The sequence below is a fragment of the Achromobacter dolens genome (assembly GCF_902859745.1).
In the GTDB taxonomy this organism is placed as follows: domain Bacteria; phylum Pseudomonadota; class Gammaproteobacteria; order Burkholderiales; family Burkholderiaceae_B; genus Achromobacter; species Achromobacter dolens.
On the sequence record NZ_CADIJW010000039.1, the window covers coordinates 21120 to 38648 of the forward strand.

The 17529-nt window shown below is 69.7% G+C and carries 11 protein-coding genes; 5 read left to right on the forward strand and 6 right to left on the reverse strand.

Annotation, left to right across the window (positions count from 1 at the left end; genetic code table 11):
• The first annotated feature begins 107 nt into the window (after positions 1-107).
• The 5 genes from HV783_RS21970 (at position 108) to HV783_RS21990 (ending at position 10348) form a co-directional block, all read left to right on the forward strand.
• Positions 108-1385, forward strand: a complete 1278-nt coding sequence (locus HV783_RS21970; RefSeq protein ID WP_064526616.1) for an MdtA/MuxA family multidrug efflux RND transporter periplasmic adaptor subunit — start codon at positions 108-110, stop codon at positions 1383-1385.
• Between the two features lie 15 nt (positions 1386-1400).
• Positions 1401-4499 carry an MdtB/MuxB family multidrug efflux RND transporter permease subunit gene (locus HV783_RS21975; protein ID WP_064526613.1) on the forward strand — a complete coding sequence of 1033 codons (3099 nt, stop codon included), beginning with the start codon at positions 1401-1403 and terminating at the stop codon, positions 4497-4499.
• Positions 4496-7606 carry a multidrug efflux RND transporter permease subunit gene (locus HV783_RS21980; RefSeq protein ID WP_054503371.1) on the forward strand — a complete coding sequence of 1037 codons (3111 nt, stop codon included), beginning with the start codon at positions 4496-4498 and terminating at the stop codon, positions 7604-7606. The genes HV783_RS21975 and HV783_RS21980 overlap by 4 nt, the downstream gene beginning before the upstream one ends.
• Positions 7603-9150, forward strand: coding sequence for an efflux transporter outer membrane subunit (locus tag HV783_RS21985; RefSeq protein ID WP_175189861.1), 1548 nt, complete (start codon positions 7603-7605; stop codon positions 9148-9150). The genes HV783_RS21980 and HV783_RS21985 overlap by 4 nt, the downstream gene beginning before the upstream one ends.
• A 238-nt stretch (positions 9151-9388) precedes the next feature.
• Entirely contained in the window at positions 9389-10348 is a 960-nt protein-coding gene (locus HV783_RS21990; protein ID WP_175189862.1) for a Bug family tripartite tricarboxylate transporter substrate binding protein, read from the forward strand.
• A gap of 35 nt (positions 10349-10383) precedes the next feature.
• Here HV783_RS21990 and HV783_RS21995 read toward each other — a convergent pair whose 3' ends face one another.
• The 6 genes from HV783_RS21995 to argJ form a co-directional block, all read right to left on the reverse strand.
• Positions 10384-11637, reverse strand: a complete 1254-nt coding sequence (locus tag HV783_RS21995; protein ID WP_054503374.1) for a D-amino acid dehydrogenase — start codon at positions 11635-11637, stop codon at positions 10384-10386.
• Between the two features lie 52 nt (positions 11638-11689).
• On the reverse strand, positions 11690-13189 hold the full coding sequence (locus HV783_RS22000; protein WP_175189863.1) for an N-acyl-D-amino-acid deacylase family protein: 1500 nt from the start codon (positions 13187-13189) through the stop codon (positions 11690-11692).
• A gap of 8 nt (positions 13190-13197) precedes the next feature.
• Positions 13198-13863, reverse strand: coding sequence for a TetR/AcrR family transcriptional regulator (locus tag HV783_RS22005; protein ID WP_054503376.1), 666 nt, complete (start codon positions 13861-13863; stop codon positions 13198-13200).
• A 235-nt stretch (positions 13864-14098) separates the two neighbouring features.
• Positions 14099-15061, reverse strand: a complete 963-nt coding sequence (locus HV783_RS22010) for a Nudix family hydrolase (protein ID WP_175189864.1) — start codon at positions 15059-15061, stop codon at positions 14099-14101.
• A complete protein-coding gene (locus HV783_RS22015; RefSeq protein WP_054503378.1) occupies positions 15054-15920 on the reverse strand; it encodes an ATP-binding protein in 867 nt (288 codons plus the stop codon). The genes HV783_RS22010 and HV783_RS22015 overlap by 8 nt, the downstream gene beginning before the upstream one ends.
• Positions 15921-16221: 301 nt before the next feature.
• Complete coding sequence (argJ, locus tag HV783_RS22020) at positions 16222-17448, reverse strand: bifunctional glutamate N-acetyltransferase/amino-acid acetyltransferase ArgJ (RefSeq protein WP_175189865.1); 1227 nt, start codon at positions 17446-17448, stop codon at positions 16222-16224.
• Positions 17449-17529: the final 81 nt, after the last annotated feature.

The window sequence follows — 17529 nt, forward strand, 5'->3', positions numbered from 1 at the left end:
GCCCCGATTCCTGTTGCGGCCGATTTCAGCGGTAACGGACAATGGCTGAAATGTCGGTCGTCTAGGTCACAATACGGCTTTCTCCGTCAGTGCCGGAACCGTATCCCATGTCCGATAGCCGTCCCGTTTCGTCGCCTTCCCGCTGGACCCGCCGCAGAATCATCGGGTTGGCGGTGCTTTTGCTGGTGGTCGCCGGCATCGCCTGGCTGGCGCTGCGGCCGGCCGCCAAGCCGGGTGGCGCGGGCGGCGGGCGTCCGGGCGCGGGCGGACGTCCCAACATGGCCGCGGCCATGGCCAACCTGGCCGTGCCGGTGCGCGTGGCCAGCGCCGTCACGCAGGACATCGATATCTACCTGAAGTCCCTGGGCACCGTCACGGCCTACAACACCGTCACCGTGCGCAGCCGCGTCAGCGGCGAACTGGTCGACGTGCCGTTCCAGGAAGGCCAGCAGGTCAAGGCCGGCGACCTGCTGGCGCAGGTCGACCCGCGCGCCTTCCAGGTGGCCCTGGACCAGGCCCGCGGCACCCAGATGCAGAACCTGGCGCTGCTGGAGAACGCGCGCCGCGACCTGCAGCGCTATCAGGCCCTGTTCAAGCAGGACTCGATCGCCAAGCAGCAGGTCGACACCCAGGCGGCGCTGGTGCGGCAATACGAAGGCACCATCAAGAGCGACCAGGCCAATGTCGACAATGCGCGCCTGCAACTGGACTACGCCCGCATCACGGCGCCGATCAGCGGCCGCCTCGGCCTGCGCCAGGTCGACCGCGGCAACCTGGTGTCCAGCTCGGACACCAACGGCCTGGTGGTGATCACGCAGACCCAGCCGATCTCGGTGGTGTTCACGCTGCCCGAAACGCAATTGCCCGAAGTGCGCGCCGAACTGGCCCAGGGCCACACCCTGGCGGTGGAGGCCTATGACCGCGCCGACACCCGCCGCATCGCGTCCGGCACGCTGGAGACGCTGGACAATCAGATCGACGTCACCACCGGCACCCTCAAGCTCAAGGCAAAGTTCGACAACCAGGACGACGCGCTGTTTCCCAACCAGTTCGTCAACGTGCGCCTGCACGTGCTGACGCGCAAGGGCGTGACCGCGATTCCGACGGCGGCGGTGCAGCAGGGCTCGGCCGGCGCCTTCGTGTTCCTGGTGCAGCCGGACAATACCGTGCAGGTCAGGCAGGTCAAGCTGGGCGCCATCAACAATGGCATGGTGGCCGTCAACGAGGGCCTGCAGCCGGGCGACCGTGTCGTCACCGAGGGCACCGACCGCCTGCGCGCCGGCGCCAAGGTCGAGGTCGTGGGAGGGGGCGAGGTGATCCCCGCCGCCAAGGACAAGTCGCTGGGCGGGGGCGCGCCGGCGGGCACCACGCCCGCCACGCGCTGATCGAGGGGCCGCCCCGTGAGCCCGTCGCGCCTGTTCATCCTGCGGCCCGTGGCCACCACGCTGTCGATGGTGGCCATCCTGATCGCGGGCTTCATCGCCTACCGCATGTTGCCGGTGTCGGCGCTGCCCGAGGTCGACTACCCCACCATCCAGGTGACCACGCTGTATCCGGGCGCCAGCCCGGACGTGATGACGTCGCTGGTGACTTCGCCGCTGGAACGGCAGTTCGGCCAGATGCCGGGCCTGAACCAGATGTCGTCGACCAGTTCGGGCGGCGCCTCGGTCATCACCATGCAGTTCAACCTGACGCTGCCGCTGGACGTGGCCGAGCAGCAGGTGCAGGCCGCCATCAACGCGGCATCCAACCTGCTGCCCAGCGACCTGCCGGTGCCGCCGACCTACAACAAGGTCAATCCGGCCGACGCGGCGGTGCTGACGCTGGCCATCACCTCGCCCACCATGCCCTTGCCGCAGGTGCGCGATCTGGTCGATACGCGGGTGGCGCAGAAGCTGTCGCAGATTCCGGGCGTGGGCCTGGTGAGCGTGGCGGGCGGGCAGCGCCCGGCCGTGCGGGTGCAGGTCAATCCGCAGGCGCTGGCGGCCAACGGCCTGGGGCTGACCGACCTGCGCACCGCGGTGGTGGGCGCCAACGTCAACCAGCCCAAGGGCAACCTGGACGGGCCGCTGCGCTCGACCACCATCAACGCCAATGACCAGCTCAAGTCGCCGACCGACTACAACGACCTGATCATCGCCTACAAGAACAACGCGCCGCTGCGCCTGTCGGACGTGGCGCGCGCGGTCGAGGGCGCCGAGGACACGCGCCAGGCGGCCTGGGCCGGCGACAAGCCGGCCATCCTGCTGAACATCCAGCGCCAGCCCGGCGCCAACGTCATCGACGTGGTCAACCGCATCCAGGCGCTGCTGCCGCAATTGCGCGCCGCGCTGCCGGCCACGCTGGACGTGACGGTGGTGTCGGACCGCACCCAGACCATCCGCGATTCGGTGGCCGACGTGCAGTTCGAGATGCTGCTGGCGGTGGCGCTGGTGGTGATGGTGACCTTCGTGTTCCTGCGCAGCCTGACCGCGACGCTGATTCCCAGCGTGGTGGTGCCGCTGTCGCTGGTGGGCACCTTCGGCATCATGTACCTGGCCGGCTTCTCCATCAACAACCTGACGCTGATGGCGCTGACCATCGCCACCGGCTTCGTGGTGGACGACGCCATCGTCATGATCGAGAACATCGCCCGCCACATCGAAGAGGGCGAGACGCCGCTGCAGGCCGCGCTCAAGGGCGCGCAGCAGATCGGTTTCACGCTGATCTCGCTGACTTTCTCGCTGATCGCGGTGCTGATTCCGCTGCTGTTCATGACCGAGGTGGTGGGGCGGCTGTTCCGCGAGTTCGCCATCACGCTGGCGGTGTCGATCCTGATTTCGCTGGTGGTGTCGCTGACGCTGACGCCGATGATGTGCGCGCGCCTGCTGCGTGCCGAATCCGAGCAGAAGCACGGGCGCTTTCACCAGGTCACCGGCGCCTTCATCGACCGCACCATTGCCGCCTATGACCGCATGCTGCAGAAGGTGCTGCGGCACCAGCCGTTGACGCTGCTGGTGGCCCTGGCCACCTTCGCGCTGACGGTGCTGCTGTACATCCTGGTTCCCAAGGGCTTTTTCCCGCAGCAGGACACGGGACTGATCCAGGCCATCACACAGGCGCCGCAGTCCATTTCGTTCACCGCCATGGCCGAGCGCCAGCAGGCGGCGGCGCGGCTGGCGCTGGAGGATCCGGACGTGCAGGCGGTGTCGTCCTTCATTGGCGTGGACGGCAGCAACGCCACCCTCAGCGCCGGGCGCATGCAGATCGCGCTCAAGCCGCAGGCCGAGCGCAACGGCGACCTGCGCACGGTCATGGCGCGGCTGCAGGAAGCCTTCGGCAAGCAGGACGGCCTGACCGTCTACATGCAGCCGGTGCAGGACCTGACCATCGAGGACCGCGTCAGCCGGACCCAGTACCAGATGACCCTGTCCAATCCGGACCTGAAGGTGCTGAGCGAATGGACGCCCAAGCTGATCGACCGGCTGCGCCAGGTGCCGGGCCTGAAGGACGTGACCGATGACCTGCAGGACGACGGCCTGCAGACCTGGGTCGAAATCGACCGCGACGCGGCCTCGCGCCTGGGCATCACGGCGGCGGTGGTGGACGAGGCGCTGTACGACGCCTTCGGCCAGCGCCTGATCTCGACCATCTTCACCCAGTCCAACCAGTACCGCGTGGTGCTGGAGGTGCAGCCGCAGTTCCAGATGAATCCGGCCTCGCTCGGCCAGATCCACGTCCCGACCTCGACCGGCGCGCAGGTGCCGCTGTCGTCGATTGCCCGCATCACCGAGGGCAAGACGGTGCTGGCGGTGAACCGGCTGGACCAGTTCCCGATGGTGACGGTGTCGTTCAATCTGGCGCAGGGCGCATCGCTGTCGGCCGCGGTCGAGGCAATCACCGCGGCCGAGGCCGAGATCGGCATGCCGGCCAGCGTCGAGACGCGCTTCCAGGGCGCGGCGCTGGCGTTCCAGAATTCGCTGTCGAGCACGCTGTGGCTGATCCTGGCGGCCATCGTCACCATGTACATCGTGCTGGGCGTGCTGTACGAAAGCTACATCCACCCGATCACCATTCTGTCGACGCTGCCGTCGGCCGGCGTGGGGGCGCTGCTGGCGCTGCTGATCAGCGGCACCGAGCTCGACATGATCGGCATCATCGGCATCATCCTGCTCATCGGCATCGTCAAGAAGAACGCCATCATGATGATCGACTTCGCGCTCGACGCCGAGCGCAAGCGCGGCCTGTCGCCGCGCGCGGCGATCCATGAGGCGGCGCTGCTGCGTTTCCGGCCGATCCTGATGACCACGCTGGCGGCGCTGTTCGGCGCGCTGCCGCTGATGCTGTCCACGGGCACGGGCGCCGAGCTGCGCCAGCCGCTGGGCCTGGTGATGGTGGGCGGGCTGCTGCTGAGCCAGGTGCTGACGCTGTTCACCACGCCGGTGATCTACCTGATGTTCGACCGCATGTCGCGGCGCTGGCGCGCCATGCGCGAGGCGCGCGCCGGGAGCGCGCCGTGATCCTGTCGGCGCCCTTCATCGTCCGGCCGGTGGCGACCACGCTGCTGTCGCTGGCGGTCGTGCTGGCGGGCATGCTGTCGTTCTTCCTGTTGCCGGTGGCGCCGCTGCCGCAGATGGATATTCCCACCATCTCGGTGTCGGCCAGCCTGCCCGGCGCCAGCCCGGAGACCATGGCGTCCAGCGTCGCCACGCCGCTGGAGCGCTCGCTGGGCAGCATCGCCGGCGTGACCGAGATGACTTCCAGCAGCACGCAGGGCTCGACCCGCGTGACGCTGCAGTTCGACCTGTCGCGCGACATCAACGGCGCCGCGCGCGACGTGCAGGCGGCCATCAACGCCGCCCGCTCGCTGCTGCCGACCAGCCTGCGCAGCAACCCCACGTACCACAAGTCCAATCCCTCGGACGCGCCCATCATGACGCTGGCGATGACGTCCGACACCCTGAGCCAGGGCCAGATGTACGACCTGGCCTCGACCATCGTGGCGCAGAAGCTGGCGCAGGTCGATGGCGTGGGCGAGGTCACGGTGGGCGGCAGTTCGCTGCCGGCGGTGCGCGTGACGGTGCTGCCGGGCGCGCTGGCCAATCGCGGGGTGTCGCTGGACGAAGTGCGCACGGCGCTGGCCAATGCCAATGCCAACCGGCCCAAGGGCGTGCTGGAAAACGACCAGTACCACTGGCAGATCATGGTCAACGACCAGCTCAGCCGCGCCGAACAGTACCGGCCGCTGATCGTGGCCTGGCGCGACGGCGCGCCGGTGCGGGTGTCGGACGTGGCCAGGGTCGAGGACTCGGTCGAGGACCTGTACCAGACCGGCTTCTACAACCAGCGCAACGCGATCCTGATGATCGTGCGGCGCCAGGCCGACGCCAACATCATCGAAACCGTGGACGCGGTGCGCGCGCAACTGCCGACGCTGCTGGCGCTGATGCCGGCCGACGTGCAACTGACCGTGGCGCAGGACCGCACCCCCAGCATCCGCGCCTCGCTGCACGAGGCCGAGCTGACGTTGATCATCGCGGTGGGCCTGGTGGTGCTGGTGGTGCTGCTGTTCCTGCGGCGCTGGCGCGCGGCCATCATCCCCAGCGTCGCGGTGCCGGTGTCGCTGATCGGCACCTTCTGCGTCATGTATCTGTGCGGCTTCACGCTCAACACCATCTCGCTGATGGCGCTGATCGTGGCCACCGGCTTCGTGGTGGACGATGCCATCGTGGTGCTGGAGAACATCATGCGCCACGTCGAGAACGGCATGTCGCCGATGCGGGCGGCGCTGCGCGGCTCGCGCGAGGTGGGCTTCACGGTGCTGTCGATGAGCCTGTCGCTGGTGGCGGTGTTCATCCCGATCCTGCTGATGGGCGGGGTGGCGGGGCGCCTGTTCCGGGAATTCGCGGTGACGCTGTCGGCATCCATCATGGTGTCGCTGGTGGTGTCGCTGACGCTGACGCCGATGATGTGCGCGCGCCTGCTCAAGGCCGAGCCCAAGGAACCGAAGCCGCCCGGCCGGCTGGCGCGCTGGGCCGAGGGCGGCTTTGCCTGGATGCAGGACGGCTACCGCCGCAGCCTGGCGTGGGCGCTGGCCCATGGCCGGCTGATGATGCTGGTCCTGGCGGCGGCGGTGGGCCTGAACGTGTACCTGTACACCGTCGTGCCCAAGGGCTTCTTCCCGCAGCAGGACACCGGCCAGTTGCTGGGCTTTTTCCGGGTGGACCAGGGCACGTCGTTCCAGGCCACGGTGCCCAAGCTGGAGGCCTTGCGCAAGGTGGTGCTGGCCGATCCGGCGGTGCAGAGCATGACCGGCTACGCCGGCGGGCGCGGCGGCAGCAACAGCAGCTTCATGCAGATCCAGCTCAAACCGCTGGGTGAGCGCAATGTCTCGGCCGAGCAGGTCATCAACCGCCTGCGGGCGCGGCTGCAGAACATGCCGGGCGCGCGCATGTTCCTGGTGGCGCAGCAGGACATCCGCGTCGGCGGCCGCCAGAGCCAGGGTTCCTATGACTACACGCTGATGTCCGGCGACCTGCAACTGCTGCGTTCGTGGATGCCCAAGGTGCAGCAGGCCATGGCGAAGGTGCCCGAGATCACCGACGTCGATACCGACGTCGAGGACAAGGGCCGCGAGATCAACCTGGTGATCGACCGCGACGCCGCCACCCGGCTGGGCGTGAGCATGGCGACGATCTCGACCGTGCTGAACAATTCCTTCAGCCAGCGCCAGGTGTCGGTGATGTACGGGCCGCTGAACCAGTACCACGTGGTGCTGGGGGTGGACCCGAAGTTCGCGCAGGACATCGAGTCGCTCAAGCAGGTCGAGGTCATCACCGCCAGCGGGGCGCGGGTGCCGATGGCGGCCTTCGCCCGCTTCGAGAACGCCAATGCGCCGCTGAGCGTGCAGCACCAGGGCCTGTTCGTGGCCGATACGGTGTCGTTCAGCCTGGCGCCGGGCGTGTCGCTGGGCCAGGCCACCGCCGCCATCGATGCGGCGGTGGCGCGCATCGGCCTGCCGTCGGACCAGATTCAGGCCGGCTTCCAGGGCACGGCGGCAGTGCTGCAGCAGACGCTGGCGCAGCAGCCGTGGCTGATCCTGGCGGCGCTGGTCACCATGTATATCGTGCTGGGCATCCTGTACGAGAGCTTCGTGCATCCGCTGACGATCCTGTCGACGCTGCCGTCGGCCGGGCTGGGCGCGTTGCTGGCCTTGCTGCTGGTGCGCATGGACTTCACGCTGATCGCGCTGATCGGGGTGTTCCTGCTGATCGGCATCGTCAAGAAGAATGCCATCATGATGGTCGATTTCGCGCTGGAGGCCGAGCGCAACCAGCACATGGCGCCGCGCGAAGCCATCTTCCAGGCCTGCCTGACGCGCTTCCGGCCGATCATGATGACCACCATGGCCGCCATCTTTGGCGCGTTGCCGCTGGTGTTGGCCACGGGGGCCGGCGTCGAGATGCGCCAGCCGCTGGGCATTACCATCGTGGGCGGACTGGTGCTGAGCCAGATCCTGACGCTGTACACCACGCCGGTGGTCTATCTTTACCTTGACCGTTTCCGCCTCTGGGCCGCGCGCGGGCGCGCCCGGCGCGGCGGGGCCGCTTCGATAGAACAACTATGATCCGCAACGCCAAGCCTTTCCCTTCCGCCTTCCTGCCGCGCGCCGGCATCACCCTGGCGCTGTGCGCGGCGCTGGCCGCCTGCGCCGTCGGTCCCGACTACCAGCGGCCGGCGCTGGACGTGGGCGCGGCCTACAAGGAAGGCCAGGACGAGGTGCCGGGCTGGAAGCGGGCCGAGCCGCGCGACGACGCCGACCGCGGCCAATGGTGGCGCGTCTATGACGACGCCACGCTCAATGGCCTGGTGGACAACCTCAATGCCTCCAACCAGACCATTGCCCAGGCCGAGGCGAACTACCGCCAGGCGCTTGGCCTGGTGCGCGGCGCCCGCGCCGGCTTCTTCCCCACCGTGGGGGCGGGCGCCGGCCTGACCCGTTCGGGCAGTGGCGGCGGCAGCGGCGGTTCGTCGTCCGCCTCGTCGGGCGGCGGCGGCAACGTGTCCAACCAGTATTCGCTGACCGGCAGCGTCAGTTGGGAGCTGGATGTGTGGGGCCGGGTGCGCCGCAGCGTCGAATCGTCCGAGGCCAGCGCCGCGGCCAGCCTGGCCGACCTGGCCGCGACCCGCCTGAGCGCGCAGGCCGCGCTGGTGCAGGCCTATCTGCAACTGCGCGTGCTGGACGAACAGAAGCGCCTGCTGGACGCCACGGTGGCGGCCTATGAAAAGTCGCTGCAACTGACGCAGAACCGCTACAACGTTGGCGTGGCGGGGCAGTCGGACGTGGCGGTGGCGCGCACCCAGGTCGAAAGCACGCGCGCGCAGTCGATCGACCTGGACTGGCAGCGCGGCCAGTACGAACATGCCATCGCGGTGCTGATGGGCCAGGCGCCGTCGCACTTCAGCCTGCCGCCGGCGCCGTTCTCGCTGCAGTTGCCGCGGATTCCGGTGGGCCTGCCGTCCGAGCTGCTGGAGCGCCGTCCCGACGTGGCCGCCGCCGAGCGCCGCGCCGCCGCCGCCAATGCGCAGATCGGCGTGGCGCAGGCGGCCTGGTTCCCCAGCCTGACCCTGTCGGCCGACGGAGGCTTCCGCAACGGCCAGTTCGCCGAACTGCTGACCGCGCCGGCGCGCTTCTGGTCACTGGGGCCGGCGCTGGCGTTGACGATTTTCGATGGCGGCGCGCGCCAGGCGCAGGTCGAGCAGGCGCGCGCGTCCTACGATGCCCAGGCGGCGGCCTACCGCCAGGCGGCGCTGACCGGGCTGCGCGAGGTCGAGGACTACCTGATCCAGTTGCGCGTGATGGAGAACGAACAGACCGTGCAGCGCCGCGCGCTGGAGTCGGCGCGCGAATCGCTGCGGCTGATCCAGAACCAGTACAAGGCCGGGCTGGTCGATTACCTGAGCGTGGCGGTGGTGGATGCCACCGCGCTCAGCAACGAACGCAGCGCGCTCAGCCTGTACGGCAATCGCCTGGTGGCCAGCGTCAACCTGATCGTCGCTTTGGGCGGCGGCTGGAACGGGCTGCCCGCGGCGCAAGGCGTGGAGCGCGCCGCCGCGCCGGCCGCTGGCGCCACGTCGGGGGCCGTGCCGACCCCTGCCGCCGTCAGGTAGGGATAACGCCTAACTCCTCCTCTCCCCGATTGACAAGCCGCAGGCCCGGGTTCCTAATGCGACAAAAGTGACCGAATGGTCACGTCAGGCCCAGGCCCGGTCGTGGCGCCGTCCACGGCCCGGCTGCCGCGCCGAATCGCGACGCGCCGACGCACCGGATTCCGTTTGATCGATCGAACACTTCTGACGAAGGGGAAAGAGGATGGACAGGTTTTTTCGTGCGGGAAAGGGCGTCGCCATGGCGCTCGCGGGCGGGCTCGCGTTGACAGGTGCATTGGCCGCCCCGGCGGCGGCGGCCTGGCCGGAACGCCCCATCACCCTGATCGTGCCGTTTCCGCCGGGTGGCACCACCGACATTTTCGCTCGCACCATCGCCGAGCACATGCGCCCGGCGCTGGGCCAGTCCATCGTGGTCGAGAACAAGCCGGGCGCGGCCGGCAACCTGGGCGTGGCGGCGGCCGCGCGGGCCCAAGCCGACGGCTACACCATCGTGCTGGGTTCGGTGGGCACGCAGAGCGTCAATCAGTTCCTGTACAAGAACATCGGCTTCAACCCCGCGACCGACCTGACGCCGCTGGGCATGATCGCCTCCACGCCGAACGTGATGGCGGTGGCGGCCGCCTCGCCATGGCACACGTTGCAGGATGTCATGCGGGCGGTGAAGAAGGACCCGGGCAGGTATTCCTATGCCTCGCCCGGCATCGGATCTTCGGTGCACCTGACAGGCGCCTACTTCGAGTCGATGGCGGGTCTGCAGATGCTGCATGTGCCATTCAAGGGATCGTCGGCTGCGATCCCCGCGGTGATCGGCGGGCAGGTGGACATACTGATGGACAACCTGCCGAGCTCGATGGCGGCGCTCAAGGCCGGCGACCGGCTGCGCGGCATCGCCGTCACGTCGGCCGAGCGCAGTCCGGCCGCGCCGGACCTGCCCACCATGGCCGAAGCGGGCCTGCCGGGTTTCGAAGTGACCGCCTGGTCGGGTCTCTATGCGCCGCGCGGCACGCCCGCGCCGGTGGTGGATAAGCTGATCGCGGCGATGAAGCAGGCGCTGCAATCGCCGGCTCTGCGGCAGTCGCTGGCGCAAGGCGGCGCCACGCCCGGCAACCTGTTCGGCGCCGACCTGGCCGCCTTCGAGGTCAAGGAGCGCGACAAGTGGGGCAAGCTGATCCAGGGCCGCGGCATCAAGGCCGAATGAGGCCGGCCCGCCGCTGAACCCGGCGCGGCGCGCCGTCAGGCGGCGAGCGCGAAGCTCGCGGCTTGCACGGCGGGCGGTTGTCCGCGCATCAGATCGACCAGCATGCGCGCGCTGCCGGCGGCCAGGGTGAAGCCCAGGCCGCCATGGCCGGCGTTGAGCCACAGGTTGCGCCACGGCGTGGCGCCGATCAACGGCTTGCCGTCGGGACGCGCCGGCCGCAGGCCGGCCCAGGGTTGCGGCGCGCCGGCGGCGTTCAGGCGCGGGAACAGGCGCGCCACGTCGCGTTCCAGGCTGCGCGTGCGGCGCGGGTCAATGGCGCCGCCTGCCGCGCCGATGTCGACCATGCCCGCCACCCGCAGGCGCTGGCCCAGCCGCGCATACACCACCTTGCGGCCGATGTCGCTGATGCTGGCGCGCGGCGCGATGCTGTCGGGCGTCAGGTCGTAGGTCAGGCTGTAGCCTTTGAGCGGATAGATGCGCAGGTCCATGCCGATGCGGCGCGCCAGCGCCTGCGCGCCGATGCCGCCAGCCAGCACGTACTGGTCGGCCTGCAGGTCGCCGGCGGGCGTGGCCAGCGCCACGATGCGGCCGCCTTCGGTGCGCAGCGCCGACACCGGCGTGTCGAAATGGAATTGCGCCGCGCCGGGCGAGGCCCGCAGGATGCGTTCCAGCTCGGTGCACAGGCGCAGGCAGTCGCCGGCGTCCTCGGTCGGCGTGTGGATGGCGCCGGCGATGCTGTCGCCGATGTCGGCCAGCGCCGGCTCCAGCGCCAGGCAGGCCTGGCGGTCCAGGGCGCGTTGCTCGCAACCCAGCGAGGCCTGGTAGTCCATCTGCGCGAGCGCGCGGCCATAGGCCGCCGCGTCCTGGTAGACCAGCAGCTTGCCGCCCGAACTGAAGTCGAACGCCGGCCGCTCATGGCCGACCAACTGGTGCACGCAATGGCGGCTGTACAGCCCCAGCGCCAGCAGTTCACGGGTCGTGGCGCGGCTGCGGCCGCGGGTGCAGGCCCGAAGGAAGTCCAGGCACCAGCGCCATTGCGCGGGGTCGAGCCTTGGCCGCCAGCGCAGCGGCGTGTCGCGCCCCAGCAGCCACGCGGGCAGCTTGGGCAGCACCGCCGGGTCGGCCAGCGGCGCGACGAAGCTGTAGCTGAGTTGGGCGCCATTGGCGCGGCTGGTGACCAGGCCAGGGCCGGGGCCGGCTTCCACCACGCTGACGCGGTGGCCTTCGCGATGCAGATAGTAGGCGGTGGTCATGCCGACCACGCCCGCGCCGATGACGATTGTGTGCATGATGCTCCGGGAACGATGCGGCGCTCGCGTCAGGGCGCCGGATGACGGGGATTCAGGCGGCCCAGGCCGGCGTTTCGAAACCGGGGGCCCCGCGGTCGGCATCGCGCAGCAGGCGGCCGGGGCGGGCGCCGGTGGCCACGCCATGCGCCTCGACCAGCTCGCCGTTGACCAGCACCGCCTGGATGCCGGCGGACGGACGCAGCGGCTCGGCGAAGGTGGCCTGGTCGGTCACCGCGGCCGGATCGAACACCACCACGTCGGCATAGCAGCCGGGGCGCAGCACGCCGCGGTCGCGCAGGCCGAACTGGGCCGCCGTCAGGCTGGTCATGCGTCGGATCGCCTCTTCCATGCCCAGCACGCGCATTTCGCGCACGTAGCGTCCCAGCACCCGCGAGAACGCGCCCCACAGGCGCGGATGCGGCCGCTGGTCGTGCGGCAGGCCGTCCGAGCCGATCATCACGCTGCCGTGGCCGATGACGCGCTTGACGTCGTCTTCGTCCATCGAGAAATAGATGGCGCCGCCGGGCGACAGTTCCTCGGCCAGGCGCTGCGGGTCCTTGCCTTCGCGCGCCGCCAGCTCGCGCAGATCCACGCCCTGGATCTCGGGCCGCGTCTGTGACCAGGTGACGATGATTCTTTCGCCGGCCGGCACGCGGCGCGGCTCCAGGATGGTGGAAGAGGCAGAGTAGGGATAGACATCCATGCCCAGCGGCTGGTCGGCGCGGGCGCGGTCGAACAGCGCCAGCGTTTCGGCGGTGCGGCCGTGGTTGTGCTTGCCCGTAACCTTGTGGTGCGACAGAATCGCCGGCACGTCGGCGGCGCGGCCGATCAGGAAGGCTTCCTCCATGGCGTCGCAGACGTGGTCGGCCTCGTCCCGCAGGTGGGTGGTGTACAGGCCCTGCCACGATGACAGCGGCGCGGCCACGCCGATGACCTCTTCGGTGCTGGCGTGCATGGCGGTGGGGTAGTACAGGCCGGTCGACAGGCCTGCGGCGCCGGCCGCCATGGCCTGGTCGAGCGCGTGCCGCATGACCGCGATTTCTTTCTTGTCGGCGGGCCGGTCCAGGCGGTCCATCGCCGACACCCGCAGGCTGGAATGGCCCACCAGCGCCAGGCTGTTGACCGCGGCCGGGCTGGCTTGGAGCGCGGCGGCGTAGTCCTGCATCCGCGCATACAGTTCGCCGGTGTGCTGCGCCAGCAGGTTCAAGGGCGGCGGCACGACGTCGCCGGGCGCGTGCACCGGGGCCAGGCTGATGCCGCAGTTGCCGGTCACCACCGTGGTGACGCCCTGGCTGACCTTGGGCCGCATCAGCGGCGCGGCCAGCAGCGCGCGGTCGTCATGGGTATGGCAGTCGATGAAGCCGGGCGCCACCACCTTGCCGGTGGCGTCGATGCGGTGCAGGGCATGCCAGGCCGCGCCGTCGCCGATGGCCGCGATGCGCTGGCCCGAGATGGCCAGGTCGGCGCGGTGGGCGGGGGCGCCCAGGCCGTCGGCGATCAGGCCGCCGGTGATGATGAGGTCGTATTCCTGCAAAGCGGATTGCGCGGGCATGGGATGGGTCAGGGTCCGGGGTCGGCGGGCGGCCGCGTTTGCTTGCGGCGCGTCTCCAGGTGGGCGAGTGATTGCTGGTTGAGCGCGTCCGGGAAGCCCTGTTTCACCAGGTGCTCCAGCGCGCCGTTGATGCGCGCCCAGCCTTCCGGGGTGCGCAGCGGCACGCCCAGGAAATGGCTTTCGGTCTTGGCGCGCAGCATCAGGTACAGCACGCCCGCCAGCATCACGCTGACGACGGCGGGCACGTCCATGTCGGGGGTAAGGCCGTCGACGCGGTCGATGAAACCGCGCGCGGCGCGTTCGCGGCGATCCGCCAGCGGCGCGGACACCTCATTGCGTTCGATCAGTTCCCAGCGTCGTACTTCACGCAGCGTCTCGTTGCCGGACAGCGCGTCGATCTGCGCGCGCAGCATCGACAGCACCAGGTCGCCGGGGCTGCGCTGGCTCGATTCGTCCGCCGCCAGCAGGTCGGGATTGCGAGTCCAGAAATCCTGTTCCTGCATCCAGGCCAGCATCAGGCCGGGCATGCCGTCGAAATAGCGGTAGATGAGTTCCTTGCTGACGCCGGCGCGCTTGGCGATGGCGTTGATGCCTACGCCTCCCATGCCGGTTTCCTTGATCTGGTCTTCGAGGGCCTGCAGGATCTGGCGCTCGGTATTCTCACGTCGGGACATTGGCCGGTTCCTTCTTGGTGAGGGGAGGGTGTCATCTTGCCAGACTTCGCCGTCCGGGAACCGCGGCCGCGCGGCAAGGTGTCGGCCCCAAGCCATCCCTTGTTGTGACCGTATGGTCACAACAATGCTCAAGATAGGGCGCGGGCGCCCCGCGCGGCAAGGGGGGAGTTTCCCTAGGCGCAGGGAAAGGCGCCGGCGCGGCCGCGCGGGCCTGCCGCGCCCCGCGGCCACGGCCTCAGATCAGGCCGCGGATGCCGGCGATGCCGTGCGCGCCATGGCGCAGGGCGTGCGAGACCGTCTGGGTGGATTGCCCGCCGAGCGCGAACACCGGGATGCCAGCGTCGCGGTTGCCTTCGACGAAGCCGTCCCAGCCGAGCGTCGGTGCGCCGGGGTGGCTGGGCGTGTCCAGCACGGGGCCCAGCACGGCGAAGTCCGCGCCCAGCTCGCGCGCGTGCACCACCTGGGCGTTGTCATGCGCCGAGACGCCGACCAGCGCCCCGGCCGGCAGGTCGGGCCGGGCGGCCAGGCGCGCGGCATCGGCGCCGCGCAGGTGCACGCCGTCGGCCTCGCGCCACCAGGCGGCCGGATGGGCGCTGTTGACCAGCACCCGCGCGCCAGCGGCGTGGCAGCGCTTGACGATTTGCTGCAGCGCCTCGTGCAGCGAGGCCGAGGCCGGGCCGTCGGGCCACTGCGGTTCACGCAGTTGCACCAGCCTGACGCCGCGCGCCAGCGCCGCGTCCAGCCGGCCCAGGAACGCCGACAGGCCGGCGCGCGAGCCGATCGAACTGATGCCATAGGCGGTCGGTAGCTGCAGCCAGCGCAGCGGCGGCAGGGTGGCGGGCAGCAGGTCGCCGACGGACGCGGCGTTGGCCGGGTCGACCCATTCCAGGCGCTGGTTCTCCAGGCTGCGCGGCTCGCCTTCCCAGCCGATGACGTGGCAGAACGCCAGGCGCACCGTGGTGTGGGGGTAGGCGTGCACGTAGGTCACCCAGGGCCGCGACTGCGTCACGCGGATGCCGATCTCTTCCTGCAGCTCGCGCGCCAGCGCCTGCAGCACGGTCTCGCCGGGTTCGAGCTTGCCGCCGGGCAGCTCCCACCAGCCCGACCAGGGCTTGCCTTCGGGGCGTTGCCCCAGCAACAGCATGCCGTCCGGACGCAGGATCAGGCCGGCGGCGACATCAATGATTTTGTCAGACATGGCGGGCAGCCCAGTCACGGGCGAATTGGTAGGCGACGCGGCCCGAGCGCGAGCCGCGCTCGATGGTCCATTGCAGCGCCTCGGTGCGGGACGGTTCGATCTGGTCTTCCGGGCAGCCCAGCTCGCGCAGCCAGTGGTAGACGATATCGAGGTAGTCGTCCTGCTTGAAGGGATAGAACGACAGCCACAGGCCGAAGCGCTCGGACAGCGAGATCTTTTCCTCGACGGTTTCGCCGGGGTGGATCTCGCCGTCGGGCTGGTGCTTGGCCTGCAGGTTCTCGCTCATGTATTCCGGCATCAGGTGGCGCCGGTTGGAGGTGGCGTAGATCAGCACGTTGTCGCCCGAGGCGGCCACCGAGCCGTCCAGCACGGACTTGAGCGCCTTGTAGCCGGCCTCGCCTTCCTCGAACGACAGGTCGTCGCAGAACACGATGAAACGCTCGGGGCGCGAGGCCACCAGCTCGACGATGTCGGCCAGGTCGCCCAGGTCGGATTTGTCGACTTCGATCAGGCGCAGCCCCCGGTCGCCGTAGGCGGCCAGCATGGCCTTGACCAGCGAGCTCTTGCCGGTGCCGCGCGCGCCGGTCATGAGCACGTTGTTGGCGGGCTTCTTCTCGATGAACTGCACGGTGTTGCGGTCGATGATGCCTTTCTGGCGCTCGATGTGCTGCAGGTCTTCGAGGTCGATGCGGGCCACGTGGCGCACGGCGTCGAGCCAGCCGCGCGAACCGCGCTTGCGCCAGCGGAACGCGTGGGCGTTCCAGTCGATGTCGGGGGGCGCGGGGGGCAGCCAGGCTTCAAGCTGGGCCAGGACGCGCTCGGCGCGCTGGATGAGGGTGGTGAATTCGTTCGCGGTCACGGTGTGATCCTGGAAGAGCGAACGGGCGGGCCCGGCACCGGGCCCGCGTCGCGTTCGCGGGCATCGTCGGAAGAAGAGGGCGCGTGTCCCGCCGCAAAGGCGTCGTGGGGGCGCGCGCCGCTCAACGGCTGTCACCTGCCGGGGACCGCGGTGATGCCACGGATTCCCCGGGGGCAGTGACCGGCGATGGGTAAGGCGCAGCCACTGGATTTCATTGCTGCCGCCATCCCGCGAGGCCCGGCGCGCAACTGAACGCCGTCGCTTCGCGCCCGGGGTCAACCGGGCGGATGGCGGGTCTTGATCAGGAACGGTAATCGGCGTTGATCGACACGTACTCGTGCGAGAAATCGCAGGTGTAGACGGTGTCGCTGACCTGGCCGCGGCCCAGCGCGATGCGCACGGCGATCTCGGCCTGCTTCATCACGCGCTGGCCGTCGGCTTCCTGGTAGGCCGGGTTGCGGCCGCCGTCCTTGGCCACCAGCACGTCGTCCAGCCACAGGCGGATCTTCGACACGTCCAGGTCGTCGATGCCGGCATAGCCGACCGCGGCCAGGATGCGGCCCAGGTTGGGGTCCGAGGCGAAGAAGGCCGTCTTGACCAGCGGCGAGTGGGCCACGGCGTAGGCCACCTTGAGGGCTTCCTCGGTGGTGCCGGCTTCCTCGACGCGGATGGTCATGAACTTGGTGGCGCCTTCGGCGTCGCGCACGATCTTCTGCGCCAGTTCCAGCGCGGCGGCGGTCAGGGCCTCGCGCACAGCGGCGTAGGCGGCGTCGGACTCGGCGTTGACCTCGACCCCGGACCTGCCGGTGGCGACGATGATGAACGAGTCATTGGTGGAGGTGTCGCCGTCCACGGTGATGCGGTTGAACGAGGCGTCGGCGATCTCGACCGCCAGCTTGCGCAGGAGCGGCTGGGCGATGCCGGCGTCGGTGGCCAGGAAGCTCAGCATGGTCGCCATGTTGGGGCGGATCATGCCGGCGCCCTTGCTGATGCCGGTGAAGGTGACGGTCTTGCCGCCGATCTGGACGCGGCGCGACGAGATCTTGGGCAGCGTGTCGGTGGTCATGATGCCGTGCGCGGCGCTCGACCAGTGATCGGCGCCCAGGTTGGCGATGGCGCCCGGCAGGCCGGCGAACAGGCGGTCCAGCGGCAGCGGCTCCAGGATCACGCCGGTCGAGAACGGCAGCACCTGGGCGGCGGGCACGCCGAGCAGGCGGCCGAGCTCGGCGCAGGTGTCCTGGGCCTTCTTCAGGCCCTCGGCGCCGGTGCCGGCGTTGGCGTTGCCGGTGTTGATGACCAGCGCGCGGATCGGGCCGCCGTCGGCCAGGTGGGCCTGGCACACCTGCACGGGGGCGGCGCAGAAGCGGTTGCGGGTGAACACGCCGGCCACGCTGCTGCCTTCGGCCAGGCGGAATACCGTCAGGTCGCGTCGGTTGGCTTTGCGGATGCCGGCCTCGGTGACGCCGATTTCAACGCCGGCAACAGGGAAAATTTCGGACTCGGAGGGGATCTGCAGGTTAACGGCCATGACTTCGTCTCATGAATGAGCAGGACGGAAATCGCCGCCAGGGCAAGGCGGCGCGCGGGGGAAAGCTTCGTATTATCCCAC

Coding starts and splice junctions, on each gene's coding strand:
- HV783_RS21970 (WP_064526616.1), top strand. CDS start 108: ATGTCCGATAGCCGTCCCGTTTCGTCGCCTTCCCGCTGGACCCGCCGC.
- HV783_RS21985 (WP_175189861.1), top strand. CDS start 7,603: ATGATCCGCAACGCCAAGCCTTTCCCTTCCGCCTTCCTGCCGCGCGCC.
- HV783_RS21990 (WP_175189862.1), top strand. CDS start 9,389: ATGGCGCTCGCGGGCGGGCTCGCGTTGACAGGTGCATTGGCCGCCCCG.
- HV783_RS21995 (WP_054503374.1), bottom strand. CDS start 11,637: ATGCACACAATCGTCATCGGCGCGGGCGTGGTCGGCATGACCACCGCC.
- HV783_RS22000 (WP_175189863.1), bottom strand. CDS start 13,189: ATGCCCGCGCAATCCGCTTTGCAGGAATACGACCTCATCATCACCGGC.
- HV783_RS22005 (WP_054503376.1), bottom strand. CDS start 13,863: ATGTCCCGACGTGAGAATACCGAGCGCCAGATCCTGCAGGCCCTCGAA.
- HV783_RS22010 (WP_175189864.1), bottom strand. CDS start 15,061: ATGTCTGACAAAATCATTGATGTCGCCGCCGGCCTGATCCTGCGTCCG.
- argJ (WP_175189865.1), bottom strand. CDS start 17,448: ATGGCCGTTAACCTGCAGATCCCCTCCGAGTCCGAAATTTTCCCTGTT.